Origin of the sequence: Pseudoalteromonas sp. M8 (assembly GCF_018141365.1) — a bacterium.
Lineage (GTDB): Bacteria > Pseudomonadota > Gammaproteobacteria > Enterobacterales > Alteromonadaceae > Pseudoalteromonas.
Map to the genome: position 1 here is coordinate 541844 of NZ_CP047240.1, position 15914 is coordinate 557757.

Consider the following 15914-nt stretch of genomic DNA (forward strand, 5'->3'; position numbering starts at 1 on the left):
CTTTTATAAGTAGTACAAAGGAATTGGAAATTTATCTCGTAATTTATCCTAAAGGTTTAAATTTATACGCCGATAACCAATCTGATCCATCAAAAAGTCAGGTAATCACTTATGAATATTTCCGGAAGTAACCTACCTGCTATGTCTGGAGCGAGCCAAAGTGGTGAAGTGTACAGCGCTGCATTGGCAAAGAAGCAACAGCAAGCAGATGGACAAGCCGCACTTGCTTTAATTGAATCTGCGGGCAGCAGTGCAGCAGCACAAACGCCAGCGAAATCAGTGACAGCAACGCTAGGCAACAACATCAATACATACGCGTAAGCTTATGTCTGATGGCACGTTGTCTTCGGCATGTCCGATAGATATGTGCAAAGCAATCGGTGCTAGGGTCATTAGCACCGATTTTTTGCTATTTTAGTCTAGTAAATTTAAGTCGATCAGCGTTTTACTTGGCTGACCACCAATTTCTCGCACCAATTTAGGCACCAAGAATCCTGGTAGCACTTCTAAAAGTTCAGCCATTATCGCCTTGGCTTCACGCTCTTCTACATCAAAATGACTAGCGCCTTCTACCTTATCGAGTAAATGCAAATAATAAGGCAGTATATCTGCATCGAATAGGGCTTCACTCAATTGGGCCTGAGCCGCAACATCGTTATTAATTCCTTTAAGTAGCACTGCTTGGTTTAGCAAGGTCACATTGGCTTGTTTAAGTTTTTGCATTGCCGCTTTAAAAGTATCATCGATTTCATTTGCATGATTTATGTGATTTACCAAAATCACCTTTAAATGACTGTTTGCTAAACGTTGGCACAATTCCTCGGTTACTCTCGCTGGGATCACTACCGGTAAGCGGCTGTGAATACGTAAACGTTTGATTTGTGGCATAGCCTCTAATTGTTTTAGCACCCAAGCTATCATGTCATCTTTGGCCATCAGCGGATCACCGCCACTTAAGATCACCTCATTGATTTCATGATGGGCGCGCAAATAATCAAATACAGGCTCTAAGGTGCGTTTGTTGACCTGATTATCCTGATAGGGGAAGTGGCGTCGAAAACAGTAGCGGCAGTTGACCGCACAACCGGTTTTGAGCATGAGTAATACCCTAGAGCGGTACTTATGTAACAAACCAGGTACAGGTGCGTCTTGTTCTTCGAGTGGATCTTTACTAAATCCCGCTTCAGTTAAATATTCCTGATGTACAGGTAACACTTGTAAAAGCAAGGGATCATGACGATCTCCGTGGCGCATTTTAGCAATAAATGGGCGAGGTACTCGCATAGGAAACAAGCGCTTAGCTGCAAAGTCTTGTGCATCAAATTGGTCATGCAACCCCAAGATGTTGAGTAGCTCTTGTGGGTCAGTGACAACATTTGCTAATTCTTTTTGCCAGTTAGTCTGCAAATTTACTTCATTTATTTGTATCATTAGCAGGTTAATTACTCGAATATACGTAGATTAGAGGATACGATGGCGAATTATAGCACCAACGAGTTCAAGGGCGGCCTAAAAATTATGATGGACGGCGAGCCTTGTTCTATCTTAGAAAATGAAATGGTCAAGCCTGGTAAAGGACAAGCGTTTAACCGCGTTAAAATCCGTAAGCTTATCTCAGGTAAAGTACTAGAGAAAACCTTTAAGTCTGGCGACTCAGTGGAAGGCGCAGACGTAATGGATACTGATCTAGCGTATTTATACACTGACGGTGAGTTCTGGCATTTCATGAACAACGAAACATTTGAGCAGATCGCAGCTGATGAAAAAGCAGTGGGTGATAGCGTAAAATGGCTGGTTGAAAATGACGTTTGTACTATCACACTGTGGAATGGTAATCCAATCGCAGTAACACCTCCTAACTTTGTTGAACTTGAGATCACTGAAACCGATCCAGGCCTGAAAGGCGACACTGCGGGTACTGGTGGTAAGCCTGCAACCCTAAGCACAGGTGCTGTTGTTCGTGTTCCTTTGTTCGTTCAAATTGGTGAAGTGATCAAAGTTGATACGCGTAGTGGCGAATACGTAAGCCGCGTAAAATAATAGCGTAAAGCAATTTACGATGTTTTATAAATCCCAGCATGTTGCTGGGATTTTTTTGGAGTAAACAATGACGGTGAACAATTGGCAGCCGAGTGCAACGATAGACACGCTTAGGCAAAGGGCTGCAATTTTAGCGAAGATACGGCACTTTTTTGCGGCTCGTGACGTGATGGAAGTCGACACGCCGAGCCTTTCTCAAGCCTCAGTGACCGATCCTCACTTAGATACTTTCCATACTCGATTTGTTGGCCCAAATCACAGCCAAGGTTTGCCTTTATTTTTACAAACGTCACCTGAGTACGCGATGAAAAGGCTACTAGCCGCCGGCAGTGGTGCGATTTTTCAATTGTGTAAGGCTTTTCGTAATGAAGAGTCAGGACGTCATCACAATCCAGAATTTACGATGTTAGAGTGGTATCGTCCGGGCTTTGACGAATTTGACTTAATGGCGGAAATCGATGAGTTGATGCAGATGTTATTGGACTGTCCTGCTAGTGATTCGATGACTTACCAACAAGCCTTTGAGACATACCTTGGATTTGACCCTTTAAGCGTGTCGCTGACGGAATTAAAAGCGCACGCCAACAAATATGGTTATGGTGATATTGCAGCTATCGAGAATAATCCAGATACTTTACTGCAATTGCTATTTTGCATGGAAATTGAGCCTAAAATAGGTCAGCAGAAACCTTGTTTTGTTTATCACTTTCCGGCATCGCAAGCGGCGCTGGCAAAACTTAACCCGAAAGACAATCGCGTTGCAGGGCGTTTTGAGCTCTATTATCGCAACATGGAACTGGCTAACGGATTTAATGAATTGACGGATGCGGTAGAGCAAAGAGCGCGTTTTGAGCAAGATAACCAACTCAGAGCTGAGATGGGATTGCATCCTGTGCCGGCCGATGAGCGGTTATTGGCTGCACTTGACGCAGGCATCCCCGATTGTGCTGGCGTTGCACTGGGAGTAGATAGGCTAGTCATGCTGGCGCTAAACAAAGCTAGCATAAGCGAAGTGCTCACATTTGATGTTTCGCGAGCTTAGCGCCGCGAAACAAAACGAGTAAGCTCTTTTTGAGTGGTTTCTGTGAGCTTTTGGGCACTTTGGCATTCAGCTAACGCGCCATCAATTTGTGATTTAGACTGCTGACCCAGTTCGACAATTTGTTGCACTGCTTGGTGGGTATGTTTTTGTGTTTCTTCAAGTTGGTGTACCGCACTAACGATTTCTTCTAATTGTGCTTGATTGCGTTCAAAGTCATCACTCATCGAAATAAAGCCTTGAGAGGTATCACTGATGGCTTTCTCTGCTGAGCTTGAATGAGAAATCAATTGCTCTGATTCTTGATTGGTTTCACCGACAAGCACGTTCATTTGATTGATAAAATCGCTGATCTGGCGGGTGGCCGCATTGACCTTGACCGACAGCGCACGAACTTCATCGGCAACCACTGCAAAGCCACGTCCGGCTTCACCTGCTCGAGCTGCTTCAATTGCCGCATTGAGCGCAAGCAAGTTGGTTTGGTCGGAAAACTCTTCAACCATTTTTAGAATGTTGCGAATATTCTCACTATTTTCTTTTAGGCCTGAAACCGTCGATGAAAAGTTACCTAGTAGCGTGGTGATTTGTTTTACTTCAGCGACAAGCTTAGTTAACGACTGTGATGAACCGCGAACAAAATGCAAGCTTTCGGTATTGGCCTGATAAACCTGATCGGTATTGTGCACAATACTTTGTAAACTGTGGCTGACCTGATCGGAAGCTGCAATAATTGTGTCACCTTGGCTCAGCTGCTGCTGTCCATACTTTGCGGTACTTTGCATGGAATTGGTGATATCGCGGTTGCTTTGTGTTGCCGCAGCAGCACTTTCATATGTTTTTTCCAAAAGGACACTAAGGTGGGTGGTAAAGGCGTTGTACTGCTCGCTTAAATCTCTAAATTCGTCATAAGTGAATTGTGGCAGCTTTGCATCTAGGTTACCGTCTTGGCGGTTAACACGTTCCAGTGACTCTTTCATCGCTTGTACAGGTCGCACGATTAAAAAGCGCATATAAAAGACGGTAAATGCAAACGCAGCAATAATCACAATAGTGATCAGCCAAAACAGCCCCATATTCGCGCCAGATTGGGATAGCTCCGAATACAGCCAAAATAAACTAATTGCTTGAAAGAGAAGTAAAAAACCTAAATTGCCAATAATTTTGCGTGTTAGGGTAAAGAAAAACGTCTCTTCTAAAAAATTATAAATGCGCATATATAAACTCATATTGGGCTCATCATTGTGCCACTTTATTTGTCTCAGTATAGATGAGCTAAATGGAATAACAATGCTAAAGCGATCAAGCAGTTACTCAATTGGGGTGGCGTAAGCGCCAATGCCCTGTAAATACATTTTGGTTTGGCATGGAAAGTTAGTGAAAATACCATCCACCCCGAAATTTAGCATCATATCTATGTCTTGTTGTTTATCGACCGTATAAGCAAATACCTTTAATCCGCGAGATTTTGCGTCCAACACATATTCATGATTAATAAAGTTTTTGTCCATATGAATGCTGTAGGCATGGAGCGATTCGGCAAATTGCGCATAATGAATTGGGATCGAAGCGGTTAACGCGCCAATTCTTACCCAAGGTAATTTTTGCTTTAGCCACAATAGTTGATGATGGTCAAAAGAGGAGATGAGTAGCTGCTCTCTGGTGATCACGCCTTGCTGGATATGATCTTCAATATAGGTAACGAATTTATCTAGGCCAAAGGTATGCTTCAGTTCTAAATTGATATCTGTCTGTTTGCCGATGGTGGCAAACACTTGCTGCAAGGTTGGAATTGATTGTCCTTTACCGGCATCAAGCGTGGCAAGGTAGGCTTGAGTTTGTTCATTAACTCTACCCACGCCATTGGTGGTCCTGTCTAGCCAAGTGTCGTGGATAATGGCGTAATCATCCGCGCAACTTTGCACATCCAACTCAATACCATCAACGCCAATATGGAGAGCTGCTTCTATTGCAGCAAGTGTGTTTTCCGGATAGCTGCCACTGGCTCCACGGTGCGCTAAGACTTGAATCATGCTTTTTTCCTTGTAATAGACCAAGTTTCAAAACAGGCTGCACTAACTACCAACAACCCGCCAAGTAATGTTGTAAGTGTCAACGTCTCGTGTAACAGAATATAAGCTAATAGCGTTCCATACAATGGTTGTAAACAAGAAATTAACCCTGCAGTGGTGGCAGATAAATAACGTAGGCTAGAGGCAAACAAGGCGTGTGGAATTGCTGTAAATATTGCTCCTGCAAGCAAGATTAACCAGAGGTTTTCTGTGGAAACTTGCTGAATTGGCACTTCCACAAATGCTAACAGCATGAGGCATGCAACAAGCGTTTGATAAAGCATCGTGTGTGGGCCGCTATAGTGAGAAAAGAAGCGCTTTTGGAGCAAGTTGCGTAGCGCAAAGAGTGCGCCCGAGAATACGCCCGTAATAATCCCTAAGGTAACTTGGTTGCCAAGGTTCGCTTCTGGTACTAACAGATAGATACCAAATAGCACCGCGCTCGCACTGATAAAATCTTTTAGCTGTACACGGTTGCGAGTGAAGAGCGGCTCTAAAAAAACGGTGATAACGGGGTAGGTGAAAAAGGCAATGATCCCAACTGCAATTCCCGCCATTTGCATGCCTGCAAAGTAAGTCACCCAATGAAGTCCCACGATGACACCGAGAACTAAAGCCGTTAGATAATCTTTTTTGTGTATTAATTTTATCGGCTGCCGTTGTATTTTGAGTAACAGTAGTAGCACAACGAAAGCAACGGCGGTACGGTAAACGGTGATATCCAATGCTGAGAGTGAAATTAATTTTGAAAATAATGCTGTTCCACCAAATAATAAAACGGCACTATGAAGCGAGAGCAAAGCGGATTGTTGTGGGCGCATATCGAATATTAGAACTGTTTTTTAGCAGTCTATCATTTAATCGCTTTGAGATGACAAGATTGTTGACACTTGTCACTCAACATTCTGCGCTTAAACGTAAATAATAATAAAAAGAGTGAACCAGAGAAGCTTGTGTCCATTACCACAGAATTTACCCTAGTAGAGAAACGGCGCTCATTTTGGAATGCCGGACCCCTTATATTTTCAACCTTTTACTTTTTCCCGTTAATATTTAGCTGGGCGCAATTGAGCGCAGTTAATATTGCGTTGCAAGTTGTTGTGTACCTTAGTTTTGTCTTGCTCTATTGGCAGAGTATTACAAAAACGGGCAATGCGTTGGTGATGAATTTAGTAGTGATGGCAGGGCTTTGTGTCGCAGGTAGTTGGGTGACGACCGGGACGAGTTCATTATTTGGCTTTATTGCTTTTTTCTGCGGTTTTAATTTTCTGCCTCGTTATAAAATCATTGCGATGCTGGTCATCATAGTGCTGGTATTGCTAACGGCTAAATTTATCGCGACCCAGCAAACTGTTTATTTCTTGATGCCTGCACTGTGTGTGGCATGTGGACTCTTTATTTTTGGTTGGATGTCACACCGAGAGCGAGTACATCAAGAATTGCAGAGGCAAAGTGAAGAAGAGATTAAGCGGCTAGGCGCCGTGGCTGAGCGTGAGCGTATTGCGCGCGACCTACATGATTTACTTGGTCATTCACTCAGCTCGATAGCATTAAAAGCAGAGCTGGCGAGTAAATTTGCAGCTGCAAATGCATTAGAGCAAGCGCAATCAGAAGCGCAGCAGGTTGCAGACTTAGCGAGAGAAGCACTAAGCGAAGTGCGCCAAGCCGTCACCGGCTACCATCAGCTAGCGCTTGATGCTCAGCTGCACATTTTGGCATCGAGGCTAAAAGATAAGGGCATTGCCGTAACGCTAGAATTGCAGGCGGTCACTTTAGATAAAGTAAGCGAAGCCTGTTTGTGCTTTTTTGCTAAAGAGATATGCACCAACATTATTCGTCACAGCGACGCAGATAAGGTTTGCTTCACACTACGACAAACTGACAATAATGTCTTTGTAGAAATTAAAGATAATGGCTCTATAAAGTCCATAAAAGAAGGAAATGGTTTAATGGGGATCCGTACCCGATTGAAAGAATGTGGTGGCCAATTATTTTATAACACCGAACAGGGCGGATACTTTAAGGCGGTACTAGGGGAAGTTGGATGATCAAAGTTTTTATTGTTGAAGATCAAGCATTAGTAAGAGGAGCTATTGCGGCATTATTGAGCTTAGATAGAGAGATTGAGGTGGTTGGCGAGGCTGAAAACGGTCAAGTTGCAAAGGAAAAGTTAGCGAAGTTAACGCCTGATATCGTGCTAACGGATATTGAAATGCCACAAGTCACTGGGCTTGAGCTTGCTCAGCACTTACAACAAAAAATGCCAGACACAAAAGTAGTTATCATGACGACCTTTTCTAAGGCAGGTTATATTCGTCGCGCGATCACTTTAGGGGTAAATGGCTTTGTATTAAAAGAAGCACCAAGTGAGTACTTGCTATCAACACTGAAAAAGGTAATGAATGGGTATAAGGTTATTGACCCAGAGCTTGCGTTGTACGCTTTGGAAGATGCTGACCCACTAACCGACAAGGAACGCAAAGCGCTGCGCTTAGCCAGTGAAGGGCTAAAAACTGCTGAAATCGCAGGACAGCTATTTTTGAGCGAGGGAACGGTAAGGAATTATTTATCCGACGCTATCGCGAAATTACATGCGACAAATCGAGTAGATGCAGCAAGAATTGCTAAGCAAAAAGGATGGCTGTAACTCGGTGTAATAGCATATATCCAGTTAATACTTCAAAATAATGCAGTGCGGTAATATACTGCATCATCCGCCAAGTAATAATAATGTATTAATTTTGAGTGTAATGATGGATCCTAAATTACTTATTCAAGTTACCGCAATAACGACTGTGGTTTGTACAGTTTTTATGGCCGTAAACTGGTTTATTAATAAAGGCCTACCAGGCACTCGAGATTGGCTTGTTTTCATTGCGCTTACCGCAATTGGGTGTGGCCTGTTGGCCGCCTATACACTTCCCATTACGTTCTCAATTTTTATTCCCAATCTTACTATCGCATTTGGACTTTTTTATCTGGCTCGTGGTGTTGATGCGTTTTTTAGTGTGAAAAGCAATTACATGCCTTGGTATGTATTAGCCGCATTGGGTATTCCAAGTTTTACTTACTTTTTGTACGTGGATTTTAATTTTATAGCTCGTGTCGGGATCAACTACCTAGTCTGGGCGATGGCGATGATTTACTGCCTGCGAGCGTTAAATAAAGGCCATAAATTATTATCACAACAGTTTAGTGCGGCACATTGGGCGTTTGGCCTATCGTGCTTGAGCTTATTGGCCGTGTTTACTTTTAGAGTGGTCATGCTTGGCGGCTACTCGGTGACAGATAGCCTGGTTTCGGCAAATTGGGTTAACCAGTTTTTTGCAGTTTCAGTGAGTACGATGCCGCTGCTGTTGTGTTTTTCTTTATGCCTGTTATGTAGCAGCCGTCGTGAAAAAGAACTATGCCTGTTAAAAACTGCTGCTGAGCAGTCAGCGCAAGTAAAAGGACAGTTTTTAACGTTATTAAGTCATGAACTGAGAACACCACTAAACGCTATTGTTGGTCACGCAGAATCACTTAAAAAAGTGCCGCGTGAGCCCAATCGCCATGCTCAACTATGCGACGTTATCGTCCACGCCGCGATGTCGATGTCAGACTTAGCCAATCAAGTATTATTGCAAGCGAAAGGGGAATATGCCGCGCAAAATCGCGTGCCTGTCTCGCTTTATAGTCTTTCGCAAGAGTTAGTTCGCCTTTTACAGCCGCTGGCATTGGCTAAAGGGTTGAGTTTGAGGGTCGAGGTTAAAGGTCTGTATCCACAGGACGTTCATGTCGTCGAGCAAGATACATTGTCTTTGGTACTCAGAAATCTGCTTTCGAACGCGATTAAGTACACAGATAAAGGCATTATTACGCTGATCCTTGAAGGCACAAGTCGCGCTGAGGATAAGCAAACTATTCGTTTTGCAATTAAGGATACGGGCAAAGGACTGACTGAAGTACAAATGGAAAAGATCTTCGAGCCCTTTGTCACATTAAATACTGAACAATCCATCTCGCAAAGTTCAGGATTTGGGTTGGCGTTATGCAAGCAACTGCTGCAAGGGCTAGACTCTGAGCTTAACGTCGACAGCAAGCTTGGCAATGGCACTGTGTTTAGCTTTGAGTTAGATTGCCAGTGTAGTGATTCACCGTTACAGAACACGGAGTTTAATACAGAGAAGCTAGCACTCAATGTGCTTGTTGTTGAAGATAACCTCATGAATATTGATGTGATCAGCACTTATTTAAACGATATGGTGAGCGAGTTTTCTATTGCTAAGTGCCTTGCTGAAGCGGAAGTCGCACTATTAGAACACAATTTCGATATTATTTTGTTAGACATGCGACTGCCAGATGGTAATGGTCTTGAGTGGTTTAAAGAAGGCTTCAACGAAATTGGCTTTACCTCCAGCGTTAAGGTGATAGCGTTAACGGGTGATGGCGATCCTGAATTGAAAAGACAATGCCTCCGAGCTGGCATGCAGGACTGTTTAACTAAGCCTATCATGCCAAGCCGTTTATATGCGGCACTGGAATGTGCGACTGTAAAAACAACATCTCGCTTGGAATGTAAGACTTTGATTGATCAATCAAGATTTATGGATCTCGCAAACCGTGAAAGTTCAGGCGTGTTGGCAACGAAGTTAATGTATTTAGCAGACAGGTTTGAATATGAGATCGCGCAAATTAAAGGACTCACAGAGTTAAATGTAACAGATTTAGCCATTGATAAACTAGCCTACATTGAAAATGAAGCTCTAGAGCTCGGCATGGTGAATTTTGCCGAGCTTGTTCAAGCAGCAACAGTACAGCTGAGTTACTCTGAAGAGCAAGTCGATTGGGACGGTCTTGCTATGGTTGCTAGACGCTCAGTTGAGCGTTTATTAGAGCTTCACGCCCAAATTGCAACGTTGGAATCGACATCAAATTCAGTGGTTAATCTATCTGCATAAAAAGATTCATCGATCTTGGCCTAGGTCATTAGGCTATTTTGGGTTAAAATAACAGCATAGCTTATTCAACAAGACAGTAATGCCAAAACAGGATCCCTATCTCGATAGAGAACAGCAAAAATACGACAATCCAGTACCTAGTCGCGAATTTATCTTAGAACACATTAAAAGCGCGGCCAAACCACCTTCTTTCTCTCAATTGTGTAACGATTTAAAAGTGCAAGACGAAGAACGTCAAATTGCGCTTAAACGCCGCTTGCGCGCAATGGAGCGAGACGGTCAACTGCACTTCAATAAATTTAAGTGTTACACCATTCCAAGTGATGATGGTCTAGTCAAAGGCCGCGTTGTTGGACACCGTGACGGCTTTGGCTTTTTAGAAGTCGAAGGCGAACCCAAAGATTGGTTTATCACTAAGTATCAAATGGAGCGCGTGCTACATGGCGATTGGGTGTTAGCAAAGGCTGGCAGCCGAGGCTCAGGTGGTAAGGTGGAAGCGCGCATTGTGCGGGTACTTGAAAAAGAGCGTGCGCCAGTCGTCGGTCGTTATTTTGTTGAGTTTGGCATGGCAGTCGTGGTGCCAGAAGATCCTCGCATTACTCAAGATATCATCATCGTACCTGGCCAAGAAAATGGTGCTCGCCATAATCAAATGGTGCAGGTAGAGATCACTCAAAGCCCTAGCAAACAAATGAATGCAATGGGTAAAGTACTTGAGGTGCTCGGCGATCATATGGCACCGGGTATGGAAATTGAGGTGGCACTTCGCAATCATGACATTCCTCATGAGTGGCCAAGTGAAGTAGAAGCACAAGTTGCAAATCTTGGTGAGTTTGTAGAAGAGTCTGCCAAACAAGGCCGTGTCGACCTGCGCGACTTACCGTTAGTGACCATTGACGGTGAAGACGCACGTGACTTTGATGACGCCGTATATTGCGAGCGTAAAAAGTCAGGAGGTTGGCGTTTATGGGTTGCTATTGCGGATGTATCTCATTATGTCGGCAAAGGCACTGCGCTTGACAAAGAAGCGATTGAGCGTGGTAACTCAGTGTATTTTCCTGAGCAAGTTGTGCCAATGCTACCTAAGGTGCTATCAAACGGTCTATGTTCATTGAATCCTAAGGTAGACCGCTTGTGTATGGTTGCGGAAATGACCGTGTCCGAAGCGGGTCGTTTGTCTGGCTACCGTTTTTACGAAGCCGTGATGAACTCTCATGCTCGTCTTACTTACACCAAAGTCCATGCGATTTTACAAGGTGACGAAAAGCTCAGAGCGGATTATCAGTCTCTTGTGCCTCATCTGACTGAGCTCCATAACATGTATATGGCGCTGAAGGCTGCAAGGCAGGAGCGTGGCGCGATTGAGTTTGAAACCCTAGAAACGCGCTTTGTATTTAATGCCCATCGAAAAATTGATTCTATCGTGCCTGTGGTTCGTAACGACGCCCACAAGCTGATTGAAGAGTGCATGATCTTGGCTAACGTGTCAGCAGCAAAACTGTTGGAAAAACACGAAGCCCATAGCTTGTACCGTGTTCATGATGAGCCAGACCCTGAAAGATTGAGCCAGTTTAGACAATTCTTGCAAGACTTGGGTATTGAAAGCCAATTACCTAACGATCCGTCGCCAGAGGAGTTGACCCAAGCGCTTGAGTCATTGGGAGATCGCCCTGAAAAAGAATTGATCCAAACCATGTTACTGCGCTCAATGAAGCAAGCAGTATATCAGCCTGAAAATATTGGCCACTTTGGTTTGGCATTAAAAGCCTATGCACACTTTACCTCACCAATTCGCCGTTATCCGGATCTGGTGGTACACCGCGCAATCAAAGGCATTTTACAGCAGCAACAACAGCCCGTGAGTGGCGCTTACATCTACAATGAAGATGAAGTGAAACAACTGGGTGAGCAGTGCTCGATGACAGAGCGCCGCGCTGATGACGCTACTCGAGAAGTTGCTGATTGGCTTAAATGTGAATTTATGCAAGATCATGTTGGCGATGAATTTACCGGTGTGATCTCATCAGTCACCAACTTTGGATTATTTGTGAGGTTGGACGATCTACAGATTGACGGGATGATCCATGTTAGCAATTTAGGGCATGAGTACTTCCACTTTGATGGTGCAAAGCAATGTTTGATTGGCGAGCATAGTCGCACGGTGTTTAGACTCGGTGATAAACTTACTGTTGTGGTTGCTTCAGTTAGCTTGGACGATCGTCGCATCAACTTAGCTTTGGCTGAAGAAGGTCAGCAAGACAGGTATGCAAGGCGTCGAAAATCGCCAAAAAGCACAGCAAGTAGTGTTCGTGAGCAGCTAAAAACGGGTAAAATCCCGGGAACTAAGCGCCGTGACGGTGAAACGTCTGGTCGCGATAAAGATAATAAAGGCGATGACAAAGCCAAAAAGCGCAAAAGAACGACCCCTAAGGGTGAGCTCAAACAGGCGAAAAAGGCAGGCACGCTGAAGTCGAAGAAAAAATCGACGAGTAAAAAAGCCAAAGCGGCAAAGGGCAAAGCAAAGCGCCCAGGTAAAAACGAAAGAAATCGTAGCAAAAAAGCGCAATAGATTATAAAGCGGGAGCTTTAACGTGAGTAACGAATTAATTTTTGGCTTTCATTCAATCGAAGCCATTTTGAATAACGCGCCGGAGCGCTTTTTAGAAATTTATGCACTAAAGGGACGTGAAGATCAGCGTTTAAATCAAGTCGTAAACGATGCCCGTAAGTTTGGTATTTCAGTGCAGTTTATGCAGCGTAAAGCGCTTGATAACAAAGCGAATGGTGAGCAACATCAGGGCATTATTGCCAATGTTAAAGCGGCGCGCGGATACAATGAAAAAGATCTTGATGAGATCATTCAAAGAGAAACCACACCATTTTTCTTGGTGCTTGATGGGGTAACGGATCCTCATAACTTAGGTGCATGTCTGCGTAGTGCTGATGCAGCAGGTGTACATGGTGTGATCGTACCAAAGGATAAGTCTGCAAAGCTAAACGGCACTGCAAGAAAAGTTGCGTGTGGCGCTGCAGAAACGGTTCCGCTTATCCAAGTAACCAATCTTGCTCGCACATTGCGTGATATTAAAGAAGCCGGTGTGTGGGTTGTAGGTACGGCAGGTGAAACCGATACAGCTGTTTTTGATGCAAACCTGACTGGGCCTATGGCCATTGTAATGGGCGCCGAAGGCGATGGCATGCGCCGTTTAACTCGAGAGCATTGCGATGAGCTGGTTAAGATCCCGATGGTAGGTAGCGTGTCTAGCTTAAATGTATCGGTTGCGACCGGTGTTTGTTTATTTGAAGTGTTAAGACAGCGCTCAGCACTTTAATCACTTAATAAGCGCCGGCTTTCACGGCGCATCTTCAAAAGTTTTAAGAGCTCGCAAGGTAAACTTGCTCCTACACAGGTCTACCTTTGGTAGGAGCCGATTTTCTCGGCGAGCTTTTAATGATCCGCTCCTACTCAGCTCTACCTTAGCTTTAAGAGATCGCAAGGTAAACTTGCTCCTACACAGGTTTATCAGGGGGAGGAGCCGATTTATTCGGCAAGCTTTTAAAACCCGCAAGGTCAGCTTACTCCCACACAATTGTACAGGGTATTACCCCATTAAAATCGCTTGCAACTCTTTAAGAGATTCTACGGTATAGGTTGGCTTGATATGGTCAGGGCAGACTTTGCCATCATGCTTTAACCAACAGCTATCAATCCCAAAGCGGTTTGCGCCTAGAATGTCACTTGCTGGTGTGTCGCCAACCATTAATACTTTGGATTTGTCGGGGTTCCCTAACAGTGCTAACGTATGCGCAAAAATACTCGGATCTGGCTTAGCTTTACCCACCAACTCAGAGATCACCACTTCAGAAAAACGATCCACAAGGCCTGTGTGCTCTAAGCGCTTTTGCTGAAGCGCGGCAAATCCATTGGTAATAATAGCCAAAGTACATTGGCCTTTCAGGCTGTCGAGCAAGGCTTTAGCTCCCGGTAACGGTTGGCAAATTTCTGCCATCGCGGCCAAGAATCCCGCATTGAGTACTTCAGGCGCGATATCGAGTTTTTCAGCCCAGCGACTAAAGCGCGTTACCTGAAGTGTTTTTGCGTCAATCTCACCATTTTGATACTGCACCCAAAGTGGCGCATTTAAGCTGTTATATTCTTCGTAGTCCTCGTCAGTGAACACAACGTCATATTGAGTAAACAGCGTTTGTAATCCAAATTTGGCATTAAAGCTAAATAAGGTTTCGTCAGCATCAAATAAAATATGTGTATAGTTCGGCATTATAAATACATCTCGGGGTGATTAAAGGGTGCCATTGCGAGCAATAAGGCTTGCGTGTAGCTACTCTCTCTGGTGGCAAGATGGTTGGTTAGCAAACCGATAGCACCGCCTTGTTGCTTGATATTAGTGGTATTGAACAAGTCGTCCATTACATGTCCTAGCTCTTCACCTTGTTCAAGACGCGCGTAGACCGATGCCGGTAGCGGCAAATTACAACTACGGCCGATACTCGTACGACGGTTATCCGCAATGACGACATAAGCGAAAGTAGCTGCACCGTATTCAAATTTGGCAGCGCCTCCTTCCATGGCACAATAAAAATCGGCTTGATGATGTTGCTGTAAGTAAGTAACGCGATTCTCTGCGCCTTCGCGGGTGGCTTGTTCACCTAAAGGCTGATCCGCAACGAGACTCGGCGCTGAGATACCCTGACAGTCAATTTTTGCATTGGGAAAGTACTGCGCAAAGATGGTTTTTGCAGCATTGATTTTTACTGGGTTTTTAGACCCCACTAAAATGGTAAGCACGTCCATATAACAACTACTCGTGATGCCCTAAAAGGCGTCAGTGTAAAGTGTGATATGGAGCGATGCAAGGAAGCTATTATTCCTAATCAAAACATAAGCTGGGTTAAATCGGTAAATCGACTGGCGCCATATTCTCAAGGGCGCGTTTCTTTACTAATAATTCCTTGATAAGTGGAGTCAGTACCAACTCCATCGCCAGCCCCATTTTCCCGCCCGGCACAACTAACGTGTTTACACGAGACATAAAGCTGCCTTCGATCATTTGTAAGTAGTAAGGGAAATTAACATCTTCGATGCCACGAAAGCGAATAACCACAAAGCTTTCGTCTAATGAGGGTATGTCTTTAGCACTGAATGGGTTAGAGGTATCCACGGTGGGCACGCGTTGAAAGTTAATATGCGTGCGAGAAAACTGCGGGGTAATGTGATTAATGTAGTCATCCATTGAGCGCACAATTGACGTCATAACCGCCTCTTTGGAGTGGCCGCGCTCATTGGTATCGCGAATGAGCTTTTGGATCCACTCAAGGTTGATGATAGGCACCATGCCAATCAATAGATCAACGTTGCTGGCCACATCATATTCGGGGGTCACGACACCACCGTGCAGCCCCTCATAAAACAGCATATCGGTGTTTTGTTCCAGTTCTTGATAAGGAGTAAAAGTGCCCGGTAGCTGATTAAATGGCACGGCATCGTCAAACGTATGAAGGTAGCGACGGACTTTGCCATTGCCGGTTTCGCCATAGCTTTTGAACAGACTTTCTAATGCGCCGAAGTCATTGGCTTCTTCACCAAAGTAGCTAATGTGCTTACCTTCTTGCTGCGCTTCGCGACGCAATTTATCCATTTCAGGGCGAGTGTAGCGATGAAAGCTATCGCCTTCGACATAGGCGGCTTTGGTATTAAGACTGCGGAATATATGTTTTATCGCGCTTGTCGTTGTTGTAGTGCCTGCGCCTGAACTACCAGTAATGGCGATAATAGGGTGTTTGTCTGACATAAATCTGCCTTAGCTT

Annotated in this window: 15 protein-coding genes; 8 read left to right on the forward strand and 7 right to left on the reverse strand. The window is 44.4% G+C overall.

Translation table 11 applies throughout. From position 1 onward, the window contains the following. The first annotated feature begins 111 nt into the window (after positions 1–111). On the forward strand, positions 112–321 hold the full coding sequence (locus tag GSF13_RS07535; protein WP_010605836.1) for a hypothetical protein: 210 nt from the start codon (positions 112–114) through the stop codon (positions 319–321). A gap of 93 nt (positions 322–414) precedes the next feature. Here the strand turns inward: GSF13_RS07535 and epmB are convergent, their stop codons facing one another. Beyond that, positions 415–1431, reverse strand: coding sequence for an EF-P beta-lysylation protein EpmB (gene epmB / locus GSF13_RS07540; protein ID WP_211867685.1), 1017 nt, complete (start codon positions 1429–1431; stop codon positions 415–417). A gap of 42 nt (positions 1432–1473) precedes the next feature. On the opposite strand from epmB, the gene efp reads away from it, so the two are divergent. Together efp and epmA are read left to right on the forward strand one after the other, a co-directional pair. After that, positions 1474–2040 (forward strand): elongation factor P, encoded by a 567-nt coding sequence (gene efp, locus GSF13_RS07545; RefSeq protein WP_010605834.1) that lies wholly within the window; start codon positions 1474–1476, stop codon positions 2038–2040. Positions 2041–2107: 67 nt separating this feature from the next. Next, positions 2108–3082, forward strand: coding sequence for an elongation factor P--(R)-beta-lysine ligase (gene epmA / locus GSF13_RS07550; RefSeq protein ID WP_102056051.1), 975 nt, complete (start codon positions 2108–2110; stop codon positions 3080–3082). Here the strand turns inward: epmA and GSF13_RS07555 are convergent. The 3 genes from GSF13_RS07555 to GSF13_RS07565 all read right to left on the reverse strand — a co-directional run bounded on the left by GSF13_RS07555 (position 3079) and on the right by GSF13_RS07565 (position 5969). Next, positions 3079–4293: a methyl-accepting chemotaxis protein gene (locus GSF13_RS07555; protein WP_029215828.1), complete on the reverse strand. Its 1215-nt coding sequence runs from the start codon at positions 4291–4293 to the stop codon at positions 3079–3081. The two genes, epmA and GSF13_RS07555, sit on opposite strands and share 4 nt — an antisense overlap. Before the next feature lie 93 nt (positions 4294–4386). Continuing rightward, positions 4387–5109 (reverse strand): glycerophosphodiester phosphodiesterase family protein, encoded by a 723-nt coding sequence (locus GSF13_RS07560; protein ID WP_102056053.1) that lies wholly within the window; start codon positions 5107–5109, stop codon positions 4387–4389. After that, on the reverse strand, positions 5106–5969 hold the full coding sequence (locus GSF13_RS07565) for a DMT family transporter (protein ID WP_010605830.1): 864 nt from the start codon (positions 5967–5969) through the stop codon (positions 5106–5108). The genes GSF13_RS07560 and GSF13_RS07565 overlap by 4 nt, the downstream gene beginning before the upstream one ends. A gap of 246 nt (positions 5970–6215) precedes the next feature. Here GSF13_RS07565 and GSF13_RS07570 point away from each other — a divergent pair, with 246 nt between their 5' ends. The 5 genes from GSF13_RS07570 to rlmB all read left to right on the forward strand — a co-directional run bounded on the left by GSF13_RS07570 (position 6216) and on the right by rlmB (position 13420). Further along, positions 6216–7196: a sensor histidine kinase gene (locus GSF13_RS07570; protein WP_238536725.1), complete on the forward strand. Its 981-nt coding sequence runs from the start codon at positions 6216–6218 to the stop codon at positions 7194–7196. Further along, the gene (locus GSF13_RS07575; protein WP_010605828.1) at positions 7193–7795 is read left to right on the forward strand and encodes a response regulator transcription factor; all 603 of its coding nucleotides are present in this window, start codon (positions 7193–7195) and stop codon (positions 7793–7795) included. Before GSF13_RS07570 ends, GSF13_RS07575 begins: the two co-directional genes overlap by 4 nt. A gap of 103 nt (positions 7796–7898) precedes the next feature. Continuing rightward, a complete protein-coding gene (locus tag GSF13_RS07580) occupies positions 7899–10088 on the forward strand; it encodes an ATP-binding protein (RefSeq protein WP_249122747.1) in 2190 nt (729 codons plus the stop codon). 79 nt (positions 10089–10167) lie between these two features. Beyond that, on the forward strand, positions 10168–12657 hold the full coding sequence (gene rnr, locus GSF13_RS07585) for a ribonuclease R (protein WP_211867687.1): 2490 nt from the start codon (positions 10168–10170) through the stop codon (positions 12655–12657). Between the two features lie 22 nt (positions 12658–12679). Beyond that, entirely contained in the window at positions 12680–13420 is a 741-nt protein-coding gene (gene rlmB, locus GSF13_RS07590) for a 23S rRNA (guanosine(2251)-2'-O)-methyltransferase RlmB (protein ID WP_102056057.1), read from the forward strand. A 270-nt stretch (positions 13421–13690) separates the two neighbouring features. On the opposite strand, the gene yjjG is transcribed toward rlmB, so the two are convergent. From yjjG to GSF13_RS07605, 3 genes are all read right to left on the reverse strand, one after another. Then, positions 13691–14368 (reverse strand): pyrimidine 5'-nucleotidase, encoded by a 678-nt coding sequence (gene yjjG, locus GSF13_RS07595; RefSeq protein ID WP_102056058.1) that lies wholly within the window; start codon positions 14366–14368, stop codon positions 13691–13693. Continuing rightward, positions 14368–14901, reverse strand: coding sequence for an inosine/xanthosine triphosphatase (yjjX, locus tag GSF13_RS07600; RefSeq protein WP_211867689.1), 534 nt, complete (start codon positions 14899–14901; stop codon positions 14368–14370). Before yjjX ends, yjjG begins: the two co-directional genes overlap by 1 nt. Before the next feature lie 97 nt (positions 14902–14998). Then, a complete protein-coding gene (locus tag GSF13_RS07605; protein ID WP_211867691.1) occupies positions 14999–15898 on the reverse strand; it encodes a phosphoribulokinase in 900 nt (299 codons plus the stop codon). Positions 15899–15914 lie beyond the last annotated feature (16 nt).